The sequence below is a fragment of the Arsukibacterium sp. genome, from assembly GCF_041616895.1.
In the GTDB taxonomy this organism is placed as follows: domain Bacteria; phylum Pseudomonadota; class Gammaproteobacteria; order Enterobacterales; family Alteromonadaceae; genus Alishewanella.
On sequence record NZ_JBFJPY010000202.1, the window covers coordinates 1 to 2,023 of the forward strand.

The following is a 2,023-nucleotide window of genomic DNA, read 5'->3' on the forward strand; positions in this document are numbered from 1 at the left end:
AGGTAAACCAGCCTCTGTGGCCATGGCCTGCTGAAAACTGCCAAACATCAGGTTAGAAAAAGTGGCAGAACCCGCAATAAAAGAGCCGAGTGCGCCAACAAAGGGCGCTATCCACAACCAGCTGTGCGCTAAATACTGAGCCGCTTCGCCTGCCAGCGCGATCGGCATCGCAGGAAGCCCGGCACCGTTAACATCAGATTGCAAAAAAATTCTTACCATGGGTACGGCACCGGCCAACGCAATGGCGGATGGTAACAGCATCTGAGCACTGTGCCGGCAAGCTGCCATTAACAGCGTAGTTGAACCACGCAGCAAAAAACAGCTAGCAATAGCCACCAGCACAAACAGGGTACCAGGTAGATAAAGCGGGCTTACGGTCACACTAAGCTCGGTACCAAAAATATCAGACCACTGCCATGCCATCTGTTGTAGATAATGTTTAAAGGGTAAGCCCGGGATCCGGCTGAGGATCAGTAGCACAGCGATTAACACGTAAGGTAACCAGGCACGGCCAAGCGACATGACTTGCGGCAGCGCCACCGCTGATTTACAGGGCTTTACATCTGGCTGCGCCGACAGAACTTGCTGTTCAGTGCTGTTTGCATCACCTAACCATGGCCTGGCCGGCAGTAATATTTTGTAGCGGGCGGCGGTGCAAATAAGGACTAAGCCAATAAGCGCACCCAGTATTGACGGGAATTCCGGACCTAGCAATAGTGCCACCAGGTACGCGGGCACAGTAAAAGCCAGGCCACTTAACAGCGCAAAAGGCGCGATAGCAAAACCGTCGAGCCAGCTGCGCCTGCTACTAAAAAAACGGGTTAACATCACCACCATAATCAGGGGTAACCAGGACGCTACAGCAATATCGATACTAATGGCCGTTAAGGCAACTTGCAGTACCGCATCGTGCGTTATACCTGGTACGCCCTGCGCAATACCGACCAGCACCGGCGTGCCAACCGCTCCGAAGGAAACAGCACTGGAATCGGCAACCAGCGCCAGTACCACGGCAGCAATGGGGCTAAAACCAAGGGCAACTAACAACGGCGCGGCGATAGCAGCCGGAGTACCAAAGCCGGCAGCACCTTCTAAAAAACTACCAAATAACCAGGCGATAATGATTAACTGCACCCGCTTGTCCGGCGATATCGCAGCAAAACCACTTTTAATAACCCCGATAGCACCCGTTTGCTTTAGTACGTTCAGTAATAATATGGCACCAAATACTATCCACAAAATTGTGCTGGCAATAACCAGCCCTTCGGCGAGGGCAGCAGCCAGCTGCACCGCGGGCACCTGCCACACCAGATAAGCCAGTGCCGTACAGACCACTAAGCTTAGCGGCATCGCCCGGCTAGCGGGCATTCGCAGCAACACCAGTAATATAAAAACACTTAACAGCGGCATCGCCGCTGTTAACCATTGCAGTGCATCCATCCGCTTACGCTACTGCCTCCTTTGCGGGTTGCGGCTTGCTTAGAAACCGCTATCAGTTACCGGTGAATGGCTGAGATCGCCTGCTTCATTAACACTTTCAACCTGCAGCGCGTGTTTACCGGGAAACAAGGTCATTATCAGTAATACCACAAAACCCAGTAGCGGAATAATCAACAGCAAGGCCCACCAACGGCTCCACTCCAGATCAACTAAACGGCGACAAATTGCAGCGGTAATCGGCAAGGTCATGGCAAATAAATATGACAAGGCGATCACCCCCATAGGTAACAATCCTGTACGGGCAACAATACCATCCACAATAAGCAATACCAGCAACAGCGCAATATGCACCCAGAAAAACTGCCAGAACTCACGGCGGCTGTCGGGCTGGTCAAACAGCGCATAACTGCGTATGGCCCGGCCAAAACTGTTAAACGCTTGTGGCACGGTTTTCTTCACATCCTCTAAAATAACATACAGCGCCGGGATCAGTACCAAAGTAATAACCGTCGCGAACAGAATACCGAAGGCCAAGGACACCGCCATTGGCACGACAATTTTTGCCTGTAAGCTGCGCTCCAGC

2 protein-coding genes are annotated in these 2,023 nt (G+C 52.2%); both read right to left on the minus strand.

All coding sequences use genetic code 11. The features are described 5' to 3' along the window. Nucleotides 1-1,440 (minus strand): L-lactate permease (locus tag ABY802_RS16780; RefSeq protein WP_372628259.1); only part of this gene is annotated, 1,440 nt, incomplete at its 3' end. 39 nt (nucleotides 1,441-1,479) lie between these two features. Further along, on the minus strand, nucleotides 1,480-2,023 hold a 544-nt coding region (locus tag ABY802_RS16785), incomplete at its 5' end, for a DUF805 domain-containing protein (RefSeq protein WP_372628260.1).